16 protein-coding genes and 1 riboswitch are annotated in these 15,561 nt (G+C 43.2%); all 16 genes read right to left on the reverse strand.

All coding sequences use genetic code 11. The features are described 5' to 3' along the window. Positions 1-51: 51 nt before the first annotated feature. Positions 52-2,733 carry a DNA polymerase I gene (polA, locus tag A9176_RS08060; protein WP_077283117.1) on the reverse strand — a complete coding sequence of 894 codons (2,682 nt, stop codon included), beginning with the start codon at positions 2,731-2,733 and terminating at the stop codon, positions 52-54. Between the two features lie 80 nt (positions 2,734-2,813). Beyond that, positions 2,814-3,530, reverse strand: a complete 717-nt coding sequence (locus A9176_RS08065; RefSeq protein WP_029509741.1) for a Bax inhibitor-1/YccA family protein — start codon at positions 3,528-3,530, stop codon at positions 2,814-2,816. A 143-nt stretch (positions 3,531-3,673) separates the two neighbouring features. Continuing rightward, positions 3,674-5,008 carry a UDP-N-acetylmuramate--L-alanine ligase gene (murC, locus tag A9176_RS08070; protein WP_029509740.1) on the reverse strand — a complete coding sequence of 445 codons (1,335 nt, stop codon included), beginning with the start codon at positions 5,006-5,008 and terminating at the stop codon, positions 3,674-3,676. Next, on the reverse strand, positions 5,008-5,151 hold the full coding sequence (locus tag A9176_RS08075) for a hypothetical protein (RefSeq protein ID WP_010000506.1): 144 nt from the start codon (positions 5,149-5,151) through the stop codon (positions 5,008-5,010). Before A9176_RS08075 ends, murC begins: the two co-directional genes overlap by 1 nt. A gap of 1 nt (position 5,152) precedes the next feature. Beyond that, the gene (gene ytpR, locus A9176_RS08080) at positions 5,153-5,809 is read right to left on the reverse strand and encodes a YtpR family tRNA-binding protein (protein WP_077283118.1); all 657 of its coding nucleotides are present in this window, start codon (positions 5,807-5,809) and stop codon (positions 5,153-5,155) included. A 70-nt stretch (positions 5,810-5,879) separates the two neighbouring features. Then, positions 5,880-6,554 (reverse strand): 5'-methylthioadenosine/adenosylhomocysteine nucleosidase, encoded by a 675-nt coding sequence (locus A9176_RS08085; RefSeq protein ID WP_077283119.1) that lies wholly within the window; start codon positions 6,552-6,554, stop codon positions 5,880-5,882. Between the two features lie 90 nt (positions 6,555-6,644). Further along, complete coding sequence (locus A9176_RS08090) at positions 6,645-6,941, reverse strand: hypothetical protein (protein ID WP_068852282.1); 297 nt, start codon at positions 6,939-6,941, stop codon at positions 6,645-6,647. Position 6,942: 1 nt separating this feature from the next. Beyond that, positions 6,943-7,494, reverse strand: a complete 552-nt coding sequence (locus A9176_RS08095; RefSeq protein ID WP_029509736.1) for an NUDIX hydrolase — start codon at positions 7,492-7,494, stop codon at positions 6,943-6,945. Further along, positions 7,494-7,718, reverse strand: coding sequence for a cold-shock protein (locus A9176_RS08100; RefSeq protein ID WP_010000511.1), 225 nt, complete (start codon positions 7,716-7,718; stop codon positions 7,494-7,496). Before A9176_RS08100 ends, A9176_RS08095 begins: the two co-directional genes overlap by 1 nt. Before the next feature lie 59 nt (positions 7,719-7,777). Continuing rightward, positions 7,778-9,226, reverse strand: a complete 1,449-nt coding sequence (locus A9176_RS08105) for an NCS2 family permease (RefSeq protein ID WP_077283120.1) — start codon at positions 9,224-9,226, stop codon at positions 7,778-7,780. 43 nt (positions 9,227-9,269) lie between these two features. Beyond that, positions 9,270-9,364: riboswitch (purine riboswitch) on the reverse strand. A 61-nt stretch (positions 9,365-9,425) separates the two neighbouring features. Beyond that, on the reverse strand, positions 9,426-10,355 hold the full coding sequence (locus A9176_RS08110) for a glycosyltransferase family 2 protein (protein WP_010004716.1): 930 nt from the start codon (positions 10,353-10,355) through the stop codon (positions 9,426-9,428). Between the two features lie 372 nt (positions 10,356-10,727). After that, entirely contained in the window at positions 10,728-11,918 is a 1,191-nt protein-coding gene (glf, locus tag A9176_RS08115) for a UDP-galactopyranose mutase (RefSeq protein ID WP_077283121.1), read from the reverse strand. A 133-nt stretch (positions 11,919-12,051) separates the two neighbouring features. Then, positions 12,052-12,828, reverse strand: coding sequence for a DUF4422 domain-containing protein (locus A9176_RS08120; RefSeq protein WP_029509733.1), 777 nt, complete (start codon positions 12,826-12,828; stop codon positions 12,052-12,054). 25 nt (positions 12,829-12,853) lie between these two features. After that, positions 12,854-13,489: a sugar transferase gene (locus A9176_RS08125; protein WP_029509732.1), complete on the reverse strand. Its 636-nt coding sequence runs from the start codon at positions 13,487-13,489 to the stop codon at positions 12,854-12,856. A gap of 15 nt (positions 13,490-13,504) precedes the next feature. Then, a complete protein-coding gene (gene map, locus A9176_RS08130) occupies positions 13,505-14,293 on the reverse strand; it encodes a type I methionyl aminopeptidase (protein ID WP_077283123.1) in 789 nt (262 codons plus the stop codon). 168 nt (positions 14,294-14,461) lie between these two features. Then, complete coding sequence (locus A9176_RS08135) at positions 14,462-15,421, reverse strand: ROK family glucokinase (RefSeq protein WP_029509730.1); 960 nt, start codon at positions 15,419-15,421, stop codon at positions 14,462-14,464. Between the last annotated feature and the right edge of the window lie 140 nt (positions 15,422-15,561).

A 15,561-nucleotide genomic window follows, 5' to 3' on the forward strand; every position in this document is an offset into this window, starting at 1 on the left:
AGAAAATAAGGTCCCTATTTTAACGCGCAAAAAAGCGTGCTAAAAGCACGCTTACTTGGCATCATACCATGTTTTACCATAATGGCTTTCAACCTGCATAGGGACATCCAAAGTCACAGCTGAATCCATCACTTGGGTCACTAACGCTGTCAATGCGGGTATTTCAGACGTTGGTGCTTCAAAAATCAATTCATCGTGGACCTGCAGTAACATCCGTGCTTGCATGTTATTTTCTGCTAAGGCGTCGGCCACCTTAATCATCGCAATCTTGATAATATCTGCAGCGGATCCTTGAATTGGTGAATTCATCGCTGTCCGTTCCGCAAAACTCCGCAGGTTAAAGTTTTTGGCATGAATATCAGGTAAGTAACGGCGCCGCTTGGCAATGGTTTCCACATACCCTTGTGCATGTGCAACCGCCTTAATATTTTCCATCCACTCATGTACTTTAGGGAATTCTTTAAAATACGTTTCAATAAACTGCTTGGCTTGCGCACGGGAAATCCCCAGATTATTGGCCAAACCAAAATCAGAAATCCCGTAGACAATCCCAAAGTTAACCGCTTTTGCCGTTCGCCGTTGTAACGCATTAACTGGTGCTTGACTATCTAAACCAAAGACGGCACGTGCCGTTTCGGCATGAATATCTTCGCCATTTAAGAACGCCTGTTGCATATTTTTGTCACCTGTCATATGCGCCAGCACGCGTAATTCAATTTGCGAATAATCCGCGCCAAAAATTTGCCAATCTGGTTGACTCGGCACAAAAGCCGTCCGAATTTGACGCCCTTCATCGGAACGCATCGGAATATTTTGCAAATTAGGATCAACTGATGACAAGCGGCCCGTTTGCGTTAAGGTCTGTAAGAAACGCGTGTGAATTTTGCTATCTTTTTGATTGACAACCGCTAATAGGCCATCCACATAGGTGGATTTTAGCTTGGCCAATTGCCGGTATTGTAAAATATAATCGACAATTGGGGCTTGATGTGCTAACTTTTCCAGGACATCAACTGCCGTTGAATAACCAGTTTTCGTTTTTTTGATGACTGGCAAGCCCATTTTTTCAAACAACAACACCCCGAGTTGCTTCGGTGAATTAATGTTGAATTTTTCCCCAGCTTCTAGATAAATGGCATCTTCAATCGCCTGAATACGACCAGTTAAATCTGTCCCAATTTCTACTAAACGCGCTTGGTTAATGGCAATACCACGGTATTCCATATCGGCTAACACGTGGGCTAAAGGCAACTCAATATCAGTGTACAAATGCATTTGCTCATGATCAGTTAAAGCCGCCAAAGTGGACGTTTCCAACTGCATTAACGCATCCGCCTTTTGACCAAGATGCGTCAAGACCTGATCGACGTCTTCTGGCACCGCAAACTTGGCTCCCTTGCCATAAACTTCTTCATCTGGCTGCACATATACATCAAAACGTTGGGCCAACGTTGAGAGTTCATTATCATTTGCTGTCGTATCGAGCAAGTAAGCTGCCAACAAAAAATCAAAATCAACACCCTGCAACGCTAAGCCCAGGCGCTTAAACAACACCAATTGTGCTTTGACGTTAAAAACGTTTTTGATGATAGCTGGGTTTTCAATTACCGCGCGCAGTTCCGGTGTTTGCAGTAAGGACAAATCACGACTACCATAGTAACCCACTGTTGGATTACCAATAACAAAACCAATCATGTCATCTTCATGATAGTTTTGGCCGACCATTTCGATATGCAAGGCAATTTTGTCGCCCATCATCGCCACCGCTCGTAAATTATCTGCCTGCAATGGCACAACATTCACCACTGGTTCCGACACTATCGCTTGACTAGTCAACTGACCGGATTTTTTTAAGGCTTTAATTTTAGCCAATTGTTGTGTAAAATCGATATCTTCATAGAACGGTACCAACCCATCATAATCAATACCGCGATATTCAATTTCCGTCAGTGGTAATTCAAGATCAGCGTCTGTCCGAATCGTTGCTAATTGCCGTGCTGTGTAAGCAGCTTCGCGATCGTTAATCAAATTCTCTTTCATTTTTGACGGCTTCATCTCATCGATTTGAGCATAAAGATTATCCAAATCGTGATACTGGGCCAACAATTTCAACGCTGTCTTTTCCCCAACCTTAGTAACGCCAGGATAATTATCAGACGTATCACCAGTTAGGGCCTTTTTCTCAATAATTTGTAGCGGTGTCAAGCCATACATTTCTTGAATATAGGCTGGTGTAAAACGCTCAATTTCCGTCACACCTTTTTTCGTCACGTTCACCGTGATGTTATCCGTTGCGAGCTGGATCAAATCTTGGTCGCCCGTCACAATCGTCACCTGATAGCCGGCAGCTTCGCCTAAACGTGAAAATGTCCCGATGATATCATCGGCTTCCAATCCAGGATGTTCATAATTGCGTAAGCCATGTAAGGCGACCATTTCACGCAGATAGGGAAACTGTTCTTTGAACTCTTCTGGTGCTTTTGATCGGCCGTCTTTATAACCTGCAAATAAGTCACCACGGAATGTTTCTTTGCCCGATGCTGCATCCCAGGCTACCACAGCTAGGTCAGGTTGCATGGGATCCACGATTTGGTCTAGAAAGTTATTAAAAGCGACCAAGGCGTTGGTGTGGAGCCCATTATGCGCAATCATCCGATCCAATTGATTATACATGGCATAAAACGCACGAAATGCGAGCGAATTACCATCAATTAAAAGTAGTGTCTTTGTCATTTTATCTTCCTTTACGTAGTTCTAGTGTAACAAAAAAACAGCCTTTCGGCTGCTTTTGTCTTGTCTTTCGACAATTAAACTTAATCTCTTGAGTTACCAATACCAAAGATTTGAATAAAGGCAAAGAACAAGTTAATAAAGTCAAGATAGAGACGCAAGGCCCCATTGACTGCCAAGCCCGTTGTATCAACTTGGCCAGCATATTGACCGTACATCACCTTCAAGTTTTGGTTATCATAGGCTGTATACAAAGCAAAGATAATCACGGTTACCCCTGAAATCAATAATGAGACAATACCATTATAGAAAAATAGGTTAATCAATGATGCAATGATCAAACCAATCAACATGCCAAACAAAATTGATCCCATACCTGTTAAATCACGCTTCGTGAACACACCATAAAGTGCCATACCACCAAAGACTGAAGCAGCTGAGGCGAAAGCCATCATGACTGAAGCACCGGTATAAACCGCCAACAACAAGCCCAATGTCAACCCTTCAATCACGGCAAAGGCCATTAAGAGACCAAACGCACGTGCTGGGTTTTTAAATGTAGCGCGACCAATCATGGTCATGATCAAGATTTGAATCCCAAACAAGGCCAATGTTCCGATCAAATTACCGGCAATCAAGGCATAAACTTGTGCTAAGAAAAACTTTTGTACAATGAAGCCAGTGAACGCTGTCACTAAGACTGCAATGCCCATAAAGCTATAAGTTTGTTTAAAGAACGCACGCATTCCTGCGTCCATGCCTGTCACATCGCGACGGGCATTCATGTCAAAATTATCCATTTGAGTCTCCCCGTATTTTCATAATTTTACCAGCGTAAAATATTACCGTTTCTATATATTATATTGCTATAGAAATGCCTGGTTACTATCATTATAGCAAACTCGCATTTAAAATAATATCAATACGCTAATGTCTACAGCATTTACTGCAAATCTGTCCGCAATTGTCCCAGTAACTTTTCATAGGCGAACTCATATTTTTCAATATCACCGGCACCCATAAAGACCATCACCGCGTTTTCAAATGGCATCAGTAAGCTCATATTATCTTCTGTGATAATGCCACCAAACTTACTAATTTCCGCACCGATTTCTGCTGAAGTCACGGCGCCAGCCTTTTCACGCGCTGAACCAAAGATATCAGCTAAAAAGACTTTGTCTGCGGCTTCTAAACTTTTCGCAAATTCGTCTTTATAGGCAATCACGCGTGAGTAAGTGTGCGGTTGGAAAATCGCAATAATTTGTTTATTGGGATACTTCTGCCTTGCCGCATCCAAAGTCGCATCAATTTCCGTAGGATGATGCGCATAATCATCAATTACTGTAATATCGGCAATTTGCTTTTCACTAAAACGCCGCTTAACCCCTTGGTAGGTCATTAAGAACTCACGAATCAAGTTGAGATCAACCTTTTCCATGTAAGCCACCGCAATGACAGCCAAAGCATTTAAAATACTGTGCTGACCAAACAACGGCACTGCAAACTCGCCTAAAGGTTCCCCACGGAACAACACCTCAAAATGTGACCCTTGGGTTGATTTCCGAATATTCGTGGCGACAAAATCATCCCGATCCGCATTTGTCCCATAATAGTACACGTCAGCGGCTGGTTGCAAACTACGTAGATGTGGGTCATCGCCCCAAGCAAAAATGGCCTTTTTAACGTTGCCAGCAAAGTCTGAAAAAGCTGCTGTCACATCGTTAATATCATGATAATAATCTGGATGATCAAAATCAATGTTGGTCAAAATGGCGTAATCTGGGGCATAATCTTTGAAATGACGACGATATTCATCGGCTTCCACCACAAAAAATTGTGAATTTGGTACCCCACGCCCCGTACCATCACCAATCAAATAAGAGGTTGGCGCAATGTTTTTTAAGACGTGTGCAAGTAATCCAGTGGTTGATGTTTTCCCATGCGCACCAGCGACAGCAATCGAGGTTGTTTGCGCAATTTGATCTTGCACTGCATCAGGATAGGTCATCATGGTCACCCCGAGCGCCAGTGCGCGAGCAACTTCAACATGATCGTCTGTAAACGCATTGCCTCGAATAAAAATCGCATCCGTATGAGCATCCACATTGGCCGCATCAAATGGTAAAATTTCAATCCCCGCTGCTTCCAACGGTGCTTGTGTATAAGTATAAGTTTCAATATCTGAGCCTAATACCACATGGCCTTGATCATGTAAAATTTGTGCCAATGGCCCCATACCTGTACCTTTGATACCGATAAAATAATATGTTTTCGCCATTATTGCTCCTCAACTGAAACGAAGGTAAAGTATTGTAATTCACCTTTTCGTAACTCAAATATTAATTTTTTATATTGCGCGTTTTCATCGTTTAACGTCCGATACGTCCGCCGCGCATTTTGAATTTTTTCTTGTGTTGCCATCTTAATAATTCGTATCCACTAAGTGATCCGTATACAAGTTCTGTGCTTTATCAAAGTCAAAAACCGCGCCAACTTCACCAAAGTCTTCAGGTAATACCAGTACCCCTGGCTTATCTGGTGCTGCCGGCAATTGCAATTCACGTCCTGAAACGATCATGCCACTTGATTGCACGCCCCGTAAAGCGCCATCCCAAATCAAGGCACCAGATGGCATCATTGTTCCTGGTTGTGCGACCACGACTTTGATCCCTTCACGCATATTTGGTGAACCTGATACAATTTGTAGCGTTTTACCCTCGCCAACAGTGGTTGTGGTCACATGCAAATGATCAGAATCAGGATGCGCCGTCATTTTTTCAACGCGACCAATGACTAGCTTTGAGGGTGACACCGTCAAGCGATCTTCAAAGCCAGCTTCTGCTAGCAAACTATTAACCTGATCAACTTGATCCGCATCCAATACGACTTGTCCTTGAACGTCAGTTAAGCCCAATTGTGCGCCAACGCCAGCAATGTTAAAACCAGTTGTGGCTTGTGTTGCAGCATCTTGAATACGCGTCACTTGACCATTTGTTGTTACTGTTTGTTCAGCAGCATTTGGGGCCAAAATAATGACTAAAACATCACCCATCCCTTGTAAGTTATAACTTGTTATCATCTTTAAAATCCTTATTTTAAATTTATATATTGCGTGATTAAAGCACAAAAGACCGCTCTCACGGTCTCAATTATGCTTTGCTATCCAAATAAGATAGCAACAATTTTGCTGAAGCCCGCCCTGCTTCAACGACATAATCATCAAATACCACGCCAGAATCACCATTTGCTAAATCAGACACCCCACGCAAGACAATGAAAGGTGTGCCAAATTGGTAGGCAACCTGCGCAACCGCAGCAGCTTCCATTTCGGCCACTAAAGCCTCTGGGAAATGTGTTAAAATACGCTTTTTTGCCGTATCTTGCACGAATTGATCGCCCGATACAATCAAGCCTTCTTTTACTGGGGCTAATTGTTCAAAGTCTTTAACCACTGTTGGGTCGGCTTCATAGTAAAGTGGCTTGTTTGGAACTTGTCCGTAAACATAACCAAACACCGTCACGTCAACATCTGAATAAGCGACTTGTGTGCCAATCACTTCATCCCCAATTTTCAAATCAGGATCAAGCGCTCCAGCAGAACCAGTATTGACTACTAAGTCAGGTTCAAAATTATCAATCATCAACGCAGTCGCAGAAGCCGCAGCTACCTTCCCAATACCTGATTCGGTTAAAATCACCTCATGACCTTTATAGTGACCACTTGTGATTTCAGTCCCACCGTGTTGCTTAGTTGTCACATCTTCTAAGGCAGCAATCAGTGTGATTTTTTCTTCCGCCATTGGCGTAATAATTCCAATTTTCATGTTGTCATTTATGACGCTGAATCAGCCAAGCGATTCGGTCATCTCTTCCTTCCTAATTTACCACCAGTTTCGGTGTGATTTAAGCCCCAATTATTTGACTAAAAAGAAATACGCATAAGTCGCGATAATCAGCACAATTAAGCCAACAATCGCCACGTTATAGCGATGCCGTAATCGTTTAGATTTACCATTAGCGGTGAGTTTACCATCTGACCCCAGTTCGTAGCGCCCTTTACGGGTCAGGCGCATTTCTTCACGTGTTTCTGGTGTCACGACTGTGATTGGGGTGGGATGCGCTTTAGCATACGCTTTCTCGACCCGAATACGTTCCTTCTCGCGTTGTTTTTGTGCTTTCTTTGCGGCACGCCGTGATAGTTCTTCTGCCATCTTAACCTCGTATATATGACCAGTATAAGAAGGCCGTCAACGTCTTTTGATCATTCAACGCGCCGGCTTCAAACAAACGCTTCATCTCGTCATAGCTGATCGTCTCAATGTCTAAAGATTCACCTAAATCCCGTGGTAATTGCTCAGCAACGGGCAGTGGCTGCAAATCGCGGGCCACGTAGAGATACATATAAGCATCTGAAAAACCAACCGTTTCATAAAAACCGGTCACCCGTTGGATATCACCAGCTGACACGCGTAATTCTTCATTTAACTCACGAACAACGGCGTGTTCTGGTTGATCAACATCACGTTCATCTAACTTACCCGCAGGAATTTCTAAGATAAAATCCCCAATTGTCGCCCGATATTGCTTTTCCAACAAAATATGGTCGTCATCAACAAACGCTAACACGGCAATTGCGGGCACATGTCGGACAATATCACGTTGTGATGTCTTACCATTAAACAACGAGACTGCCTGTTTTTCGACACTAAAAATAGGCCCTTCATAGACGATTTGGGTATCTTGTACTTGCTCGCGTTCCGCCATTATACTTCTGATGCCTTCTTCATGATGGGTCTTACTTCTGCTGCTTGATAATCTTTATAGCCTTGAACGAGGACGTAGCTGACACGTTCCCCTTGATTGAGCGATTTGAAACCGTCCATATCAATGCCGTTAAAGTGAACGTAGACGTCAGCGCCGCCTTCGTCCGGAGTAATGTAGCCATAGCCACGTTCTTTTTGCCAAATTTTTACTGTTCCTGTTTTCATATTAACATTGTATCAAAAAAACCGCCATAACGGCGGTTTTTATTGAAATCAATATTGAATTACATGAATGCCAACATAATAAAGTTAATCAAGAAGAACGTTGACACGATTAACAAAACTGGTGACACTTCCTTGAATTTACCAAGGGCTAACTTCACCACAATGAAGAAAATGAAGCCAGCGGCAATCCCATATGAAATTGAGTATGAAAAGGCCATAAAGACAGAAGTGAAGAACGCTGGAATGGCAACTTCCAAGTTTTCCCAAGAAATCTTCTTGAATTCACCCATCATCATAATCCCAACTAGAATCAACAATGGTGATGTGGCCGCTGATGGCACAACCCCAACAAACGGTGCAAAAATCACCATCAAACCAAAGCCAATCGCTGTGACAACATTGGCTAAGCCGGTGCGGGCACCAGCTGCAATACCAGTCGCTGATTCAATGAATGTTGTGGTATTTGACGTCCCAACAACACCCGCTAAAGCAGTGGTAAAGGTATCAACCACCAAAGCGCGGTCCATCTTTGAGTTGAAACCATCTTCTTGTTCAAACGCTTTCGTGTCTGCTTTTGAAAAAATACCCGTTTGATTACCAATACCAATCAACGTCCCGATTGCATCAAACAAACCAGTTAGCCCCATGGCAAAGATTGTCACAATAGCCATTGAGGTGTTTTCCCAATTTGAAAACAGACTGCCCATTCCTTTGGCACCAAAGGCTTGTCCAAAGACATCACCAAGTTGGTGGAAGGCAGAACCAATTGATGTCCCTGGTTGAATTTGTGTGTTCGTCACGCCCATTGGAATACCAATCAAAGTTGTGGCAACCAACGTAATCAAAAAGGCACCTGGTACTTTACGCATAACCAAAACAAGGAGCAACACGAAACCAATTAAAGCCAACAAAACTGATGGTTCGTTAAACTTTGTCAATTCTGGTGTAACACCACCATTGGCTAAGAGTGAATGAATCGCCCCACTCGTCTTACCTGTGTAAGCTTCGTCATTGACTGTCTTAACGTTGTTGCCATCCACCAAAAAGTTAATGAACCCGGCATTCTTTAAGCCAATATACGTCACAAACATCCCGATACCACCACCAATGGCGGCCTTTAATTCGGTTGGAATGCCCTTAACAATTGCGCGACGGCCGTGTGTTAACGTAATGGCGATATCGACAACACCAACCAAAAAGACAATCGCCAAGGCTTGCTGCCATGAAAAGCCAAAGCCAAACACGATGGTATAAGTGAAGTACGCTTGCATCCCAATTCCCGGCGCCAATGCAAACGGTACGTTGGCAAATATTCCCATAAACAACGTCCCAAACATGGCAACAATAATGGCTGCCAAAAAGACGGCTTGTTCAGGAATACCAGCTTGCCCCAAAATTTGAGGGTTCAAAAAGAAAATGTAAGCCATCGACACAAAGGTCGTTATCCCTGCTAAAACTTCACGACGTACAGTCGTTTTGTTTTCAGCCAGTTTAAAAAACTTCGACATAATACTCTCCTAAACGCGAAAAATCTGCCCACCACAAATGATGGACAGATCCCGCATTTGTGATAGTCCAACATCGGTGCTGGGTAGAAACAGTCGGCCATTATCCGACACTATATCACGTATTTTTTAATATAATACAGTTTAACACTGATGGACTCGCGTTGACAACCCATAAATATGTCTCTCATAAAGATCGTCACTAAGCACTCTCACAGACTTGTGGCACATATTCAATCGCCGGCCGGAATTTAAGCCCTTGATAAGTGCCTACCACAATAATCTTTAATTTTTGACCACGAAACTGCACACTTGGTAACAATAGCGTTTTAGTAAAATCAAGCCCAGTGTGTGCGAGCGTTTTGCCTAATTTAATGAGCGAATGGCGCCGCCGCGATGTCAGAATGCGATTGCGATACTCATAATAATAGCGGGGTAAGCGTGTGATATCTACTTCACCCACAATATCTCCAGGCTTGGGGTTGGCTTGACTCGCATGTACCACAATCGAGTCTCGCACAAAAAATCCCGCACTGACTTGCGTGGCACGTTGGGTAAATTCAATATCATCCCCCCAGATGAAATATTCTTTTTGCGGTAACCCAATTTGTGCAATTACTGCCCGTGAAAAGATGGTTGAGACAAACGTGGCCTGCTTGATTGGCAGCCAGCGCGCCTGATCCTGTAATAACGTTGCGGCGTTTCCTGCCAGTGGTGCTGGGACGTTCATCTTAGACCAATCGCCATCAGTCCAAATCACTTTACTAGCCGCCCAACCTGCCTTAGGCTGCGCTGCAAATAGCGCCAACAATTTGGATAAAGCATCCTCGGTTGGCATCGAATCATCATCCATCACCCAGACATAATCATCCTGCGTAAGCATCATAAATTCTCGCATACCCCAATTAAAACCGCCAGCACCGCCCAGATTTTCCGACATGTGGGTCACAATTAAGCGTGGATCAGTTAACTGATCTAAATACTCATGTGTCCCATCGGTACTCGCGCTATTAACCACAATGAGATGTTTTAAAGCAGACGTGTCTTGTGCTAACACTTTTTGAATCGCTTCTTTTAATAACGGTAGCCGATTATACGTGACAATCATCGCTGTTACAGTTGGTTCAGTCATGTTTTCCCTCTTCAATTATGATATTGATTACTGCGGTCACAGAGACTGTGTTGTGTCCCACAGACATCACACATTAGCCGATCGCCAAATTCACCTTGATGCTGGCAACCTGCGACTAGACAGTTGCGCTGTTCACAAAATGGCACAAAAAAATAACATCGCTGTCGCACACTGTTGGTACACTTCTTGCCTAAGCAATCTCACTGTGCCAGTCATTGTACGATCAGACATCTACCGATTATGCCTTTCGATGTTAATTTAAATGTTGCGTTACGCCATCGTGTCGCTGTCCAGTTGCTAAATCACCGATTCAGTGCTAATTAGTCAGACGAATCACGCTAAAGTGTTATATGTACGCCCAAAAGGGCCTGTTTATTTAACGTTGTCATGCGCGAAGTTGAAATCTGGAGCGACCCCAAATTCTTCACGAACCGTGTTCAAAGCATCATTAATCACTTGATCCATGTCAAAGTAACGATACTTCCCTAAGCGACCACCAAAAATAATTTCTGCGTGCTTTGTCCGTGCTTCTTTCGCATATTGCTTGTAGATTTGCGTGTTTTTGTCATCGTTGACTGGGTAATACGCTTCTTTTTCACGGTTCCACTCTTGTGGATACTCGCGCGTAATGATTGTTTTACCTTCGTCAGCCAAACCATCAAAGTGCTTCCATTCCATGACACGCGTGTAAGGTGTTTCGGCATCTGTATAGTTAATGACAGCATTACCTTGATAGTTTTCTGAATCCACTACTTCATGCTCAAAACGGAGTGAACGATATTCTAATTCCCCAAACTTATAGTCAAAGAATTGATCAATCATGCCCGTGTAGAGTACCCGTGGGAATTCGGCTAATAACGTGTCCTTATGATCAAAGAAGTCAGTGTCTGTTAAGACATCAATCAAGCCGTTCGATTGGGCCACCATACGCTCAAAAATTTGCGTATAACCACCCACCGGAATCCCTTGATAGCGGTGGTTAAAGTAGTTGTTATCGTAAATAAAGCGTACTGGCAAGCGCTTAATAATAAAGGCTGGCAATTCAGTGGCCTTACGCCCCCATTGCTTTTCCGTGTAACCCTTAATGAGCTTTTCGTAAATGTCAGTTCCGATTAATGAAATCGCTTGTTCTTCCAAGTTACGTGGTTGGCGATCGCCTAAGTCAGCCAAAGCCGCAGCCTTTTGTTCAGCAATTTTGGCTTGTGCTTCGGCAGGTGTCTTGGTTCCCCACATTTGATAGAACGTATTCATGTTGAAGGGCAAATTGTACAATGTGCCTTTGTAGTTCGCCACCACTTGGTTTTGATAGCCATTAAATTCGGCGAATTGACGAATATAGTCCCACACTTCTTTATTATCTGTATGGAAAATGTGTGCGCCAAAATCATGCACCGTAATCCCATGTTCAGTATGGGTATGCATGTTACCGCCAATATAAGGGCGCTTTTCAACAATCAGAGACCGCTTGCCACGCTTGGCAGCTTCGTAGGCAAAAATCATGCCGAACGGTCCAGCACCAACAACTAAGTAGTCATAATTCTTCGTATTAAATTTATTTGTCATAGTAGTTCTATTATACCTGAGACAACCCCGTTTTGCATATCAAAAATCATACCATGATAGCGATTTGCCACAGTATGTTCATAACATGCCGCATCACCACCCTAATTTATGGCACAAAAAAAGGCCAATCACCTTAATGTGATCGACCAAACCCAATTTTCCGTGCGACAAATCGGCCACCTTTGAGCAGCCAATTTTGCTTTCCCATAAAAACAACCGGGACTTCTTGATACTGAATCTGGTTTTTTTCCAACCAGACGTCCAGTAAGCGTTCACTCAAGAAACCGTACACCCGTTGTTCATAACTATCCCACGTTTCAACATCTGCTTGCACACGGGCTTCCACGGCAAATAAAATATCAAATAACCAATCAACATACGCATCAAATCGATCACGCCGCATAATAAACATATTAAACATATGCGCCCATGTCCGTGACATATTACGATCAAAGGCTGCCAAATAGTCTGGCTGCTTTGTCGCAATGACCTCACGCAAAATATCGAGTGGCGCTTCATGATGCGCATGCCGATAATGGGAATCACTGGATTCAATCCAGTAGCGCCGCTTTTTTGGCAAAATCACATCATTTTTGGCCAACAAGTCTGCTAACTGCGCTGACGTCAAAATTTTGGCTAAATCTTTTTGCCGAGAAAATGAAAAGAACCGGCGGTAATGGACCAATCCAATCACCTCAGCATCGCTATTGTGACGTGCCCAGTAAATGGCGGTCAATTCATTGAAATACGGATTTTTTTCAGAAATATTGCGACCAGTATCATCTGAAATAAAGCCGGGAAATCGCTCTGCTGATAGCGCGGCACCAACTTGAATTGGCGTATAAATTGTTTCATCTGGCACCGGTACAACTTTGTGCGCTGCCATTAAAATTTGCGTTTTATTTGTCATTCATACTACCAAATACAGGCAGCCTTTAATAGGCACCTTTAGATTTAAATATCGCAATGATATTTCGGAACACAATGCTAATGTCATACCAAAAACCAGCATTCGCAACGTATTCTAATTCGATTTGTGTTCGTTCTGGATACTCAATCAATGAGCGACCACTGGCCTGCCAAAGGCCTAAGGCACCAGGTCTTACTGACAAAAACAAAGCGACTTGATCGCCATATTCTTTCAACTCTTCAGCAACAATCGGCCGAGGACCGACCAGGCTCATATCCCCAATGAGCATATTCCAAAACTGCGGTAATTCATCAATTGTTGATCGGCGTAAAAAAGCCCCAAGCTTGGTAATACGTGGATCTTCCTTCGTCGGTAATTTATAGCCATTGGCGACGTATTTGTCATACAATGCCTGGTTCGACTTCAAGATGTCTTCTGCGTTGGGTACCATTGAACGAAATTTATAAATATCAAATGTTTTCCCGTTGCGACCAACCCGTTGTTGCTTAAAAAATGCCGGCGACTGTGGGCTATCAACTTTTAATAAGATATAAACGATCAAAAATATCGGCGACAGTACGATCAATCCCAATAACGCAAAAACAATATCGATGCATCGTTTTGCAATCAAGTATGATCGACGTTTTGGCTTTATTTTCAATTTTCCAACTCACTTTTACAAATATTTTGCATCAAATTCTGGATCTTGACTTGTCAAGATTTTAGGACCGTCTTTCGTGATTGCTAAGGTGTGTTCATATTGTGCTGACCATGAACCATCAAGGGTTGAAACTGTCCAGCCGTCTGCTTCCGTATCGTCCGTTTCAACTTCCCAACCACCAAGGTTAATCATTGGTTCGATAGTAATGACCATGCCTTCGCGCAAACGAACGCCATGACCTGGCTTACCATAATGTGGCACTTGTGGGTCTTCATGCATCGTTGGGCCAACACCATGACCAATATATTGGCGCACATCGCCATAGCCATGTTCAACTTCTGTATATTGTTGAATGGCATGCCCAATATCACCAATACGATTACCGATAACAGCTTGGTCAATACCAAGATACATCGCTTTTTTTGTCACGTCCATCAATTGTGCCACTTCGGGTGACACTTCGCCAACTGCATAGGACCAAGCAGAATCTGAAACCGCGCCATTAAGGCCGACGACTGTATCAACTTTAACGAGATCGCCGTTTTTTAATTTGAGGCCTTTGCGTGGCAACCCGTGGGCCACTTCATTATTAATACTGATAGTCGTGGCATACTTAAAGCCTTCGTAACCAATTTGCAAAGGCACGCCACCGTGACTTTCAATATACTCACGCGCCTTTGTCTCAATTTCCCAAGTATCAATGCCTGGTTGAATCAAATCATGTAACATATGATGCATGCCAGCAATAATGGCACCAGACTGGCGCATGGCTTCAATTTCTCTTGGTGATTTTAAAGTAATCATGTTTCAATATCTTCTTTCTAAATCAAAAAAGTCAAGTTAAGATCATTCTTTCAATAAGAATTACTATTCATTATACCTTTTTTTAAGCTTTTAAGCATGTATTATTAAAATCCGTCGCAAAAAAAGACAACCTAACGGTTGTCTTTGGCATCTCATTTGAGTTATTTTTTAGGCACGTGCTAATGAAGCGGCACCAATAACACCGGCATCATTACCCAATTCGGCCAACTTAACACGCGTTGATGTCCGAACAGTTGGGAAAGCAAATGTTTGCCAGTTCTTTTCGACACGTGCGCGCAAGAATTCACCAGCTGCAGCCACACCACCACCGATAACAACGGCTGATGGGTTCAAAATGTTTGACATTGCCGCTGTGGCATAACCAAGGTAGTAAGCCACCTTATCCACCACTTCATTTGCCAAGAAGTCACCATCTTTTGCCAAGTCAAAGACAATCTTTGATGTCACTTCGTCACCGTCAGAAATCAATTGCTTCAACTTTGATGAACCAACGTAAGCTTCTGAAAAATCTTGTGCCAAGTGTACAACACCTGTTGCTGAGGCATATTGTTCCAAGCAACCGCGGTTACCGCATGTGCACAAGTAACCATTTGGTTCAACAACCACGTGACCAACTTCACCACCAGCACCGGCTGTACCGTGAATCAATTGCCCATTGGCAACCAAACCACCACCAACACCAGTACCAAGTGTCACGAATGACACATCCTTATCATTGTTACCGGCACCCTTCCAGGCTTCACCAAGTGCAGCAGCGTTGGCATCGTTGTCAAGCGTCAAAGGCAAACCAGTACCAGCTTCGATATCAGCCTTAACGGGTTGTTCTGTCTTCCAGTTCAAGTTGAAGGCACCAGTGACTGTTCCTGTTTCACGGTTAACCGTACCAGGTGTTCCCATCCCAATACCAATCACACGTTCGCGATCCAATTGGTACAAGTCAAGATGGTGATTAATTGACGCAATAATGTCTGGTACAATGTGTGACCCTTCATCAAAAATGTTTGTCTTAATTGACCACTTCTGTTGAATTTCACCTGCATCAGTCAAGATTGCAAATTTAATTGTTGTCCCACCAAGGTCAACACCGATGAGCTTATCTTTAGCCATTGTTTTTTGGTGTATGTCGCCAATATGGTAGGTCACTCACATGCCCTACCGAGCCACATACATTTCCTCCTAAGAAATTTATTACCCATTTATTCTAACAGAAAACACCGACGATATGCAAGCGTTTTCATAGTTTTCAA

The organism is Leuconostoc garlicum, assembly GCF_001998805.1.
Taxonomy (GTDB): domain Bacteria; phylum Bacillota; class Bacilli; order Lactobacillales; family Lactobacillaceae; genus Leuconostoc; species Leuconostoc lactis.

Excerpts from the sequence above, each read along its gene's own strand:
- murC (WP_029509740.1), bottom strand. The coding sequence starts at position 5,008 with ATGGCGAAAACATATTATTTTATCGGTATCAAAGGTACAGGTATGGGG.
- A9176_RS08100 (WP_010000511.1), bottom strand. The coding sequence starts at position 7,718 with ATGAAAACAGGAACAGTAAAAATTTGGCAAAAAGAACGTGGCTATGGC.
- A9176_RS08120 (WP_029509733.1), bottom strand. The coding sequence starts at position 12,828 with ATGACAAATAAAACGCAAATTTTAATGGCAGCGCACAAAGTTGTACCG.
- A9176_RS08095 (WP_029509736.1), bottom strand. The coding sequence starts at position 7,494 with ATGGCGGAACGCGAGCAAGTACAAGATACCCAAATCGTCTATGAAGGG.
- A9176_RS08075 (WP_010000506.1), bottom strand. The coding sequence starts at position 5,151 with ATGGCAACACAAGAAAAAATTCAAAATGCGCGGCGGACGTATCGGACG.
- A9176_RS08085 (WP_077283119.1), bottom strand. The coding sequence starts at position 6,554 with ATGAAAATTGGAATTATTACGCCAATGGCGGAAGAAAAAATCACACTG.
- A9176_RS08090 (WP_068852282.1), bottom strand. The coding sequence starts at position 6,941 with ATGGCAGAAGAACTATCACGGCGTGCCGCAAAGAAAGCACAAAAACAA.
- A9176_RS08105 (WP_077283120.1), bottom strand. The coding sequence starts at position 9,226 with ATGTCGAAGTTTTTTAAACTGGCTGAAAACAAAACGACTGTACGTCGT.
- ytpR (WP_077283118.1), bottom strand. The coding sequence starts at position 5,809 with ATGATAACAAGTTATAACTTACAAGGGATGGGTGATGTTTTAGTCATT.
- glf (WP_077283121.1), bottom strand. The coding sequence starts at position 11,918 with ATGACAAATAAATTTAATACGAAGAATTATGACTACTTAGTTGTTGGT.
- map (WP_077283123.1), bottom strand. The coding sequence starts at position 14,293 with ATGATTACTTTAAAATCACCAAGAGAAATTGAAGCCATGCGCCAGTCT.
- A9176_RS08065 (WP_029509741.1), bottom strand. The coding sequence starts at position 3,530 with ATGGATAATTTTGACATGAATGCCCGTCGCGATGTGACAGGCATGGAC.
- A9176_RS08135 (WP_029509730.1), bottom strand. The coding sequence starts at position 15,421 with ATGGCTAAAGATAAGCTCATCGGTGTTGACCTTGGTGGGACAACAATT.
- A9176_RS08110 (WP_010004716.1), bottom strand. The coding sequence starts at position 10,355 with ATGACTGAACCAACTGTAACAGCGATGATTGTCACGTATAATCGGCTA.
- polA (WP_077283117.1), bottom strand. The coding sequence starts at position 2,733 with ATGACAAAGACACTACTTTTAATTGATGGTAATTCGCTCGCATTTCGT.